The organism is Microbacterium umsixpiens (genome assembly GCF_053543675.1).
In genome coordinates this window covers 1398-1979 of the sequence record NZ_JBLVOH010000189.1, presented here as the reverse complement: position 1 = coordinate 1979, position 582 = coordinate 1398, and the positions used below count along the sequence as shown (strand labels likewise).

At 71.6% G+C, this 582-nt stretch carries 2 pseudogenes; both read right to left on the bottom strand.

Annotated features, from left to right (window positions below):
• Positions 1 to 278, bottom strand: a pseudogene (locus tag ACNPM4_RS17185) (hypothetical protein); the annotation flags it as partial.
• Between the two features lie 43 nt (positions 279 to 321).
• Positions 322 to 582: pseudogene (locus ACNPM4_RS17180) on the bottom strand (4-hydroxybenzoyl-CoA thioesterase); the annotation flags it as partial.

Below are 582 nucleotides of genomic sequence, written 5' to 3'. Positions count from 1 at the left end.
GGGCGGCGGCGGTCCGCCGCCGCCTCGGGCAGCGGCGCGACCTCCTGCAGGTTGCGCAGCCCGTCGCGCAGGACCAGGAACATCGCGACCAGGCTGATCAACCGCGCGAGGATCCCGATCGGAAGGACGAGGAACCCGAGGGTGGCGGAGTACGCGCCGATGAACCCGGCGACCTCGGTGATCACGTAGTGCACCAGCACGCCGGCCAGATACCACGCCATGAGCGCGGGCCAGTGTCGCCACAGCACGCGCCCGGTGGTCTTCAGGATCGCCAGCACACGGTCAATATATCGTTGCCGCCGACGGGAGCTGCGGACGGGGTCAGCCCCAGACGCTCGGCGCCTTCACCCGCACGGGCGGGAGGGCGGATGCCGCGGCCCAGTCGTGCACCCACGCGTCGATCTCCGGCACACCCTCGGGCTTGCCGACCGCGGCGAACAGCTCCTCGTTGCTGACCGTGCCGCCGGTGCGACGCAGCATCCGCGCCCGCACGATCGCCCGGGCGTAGACCTCGCCGTCGACCACGGCGCGGTGCTCCAGGAACAGCGCCTTCTCGTCGTGCCCGATGAACCGCGACTGCAC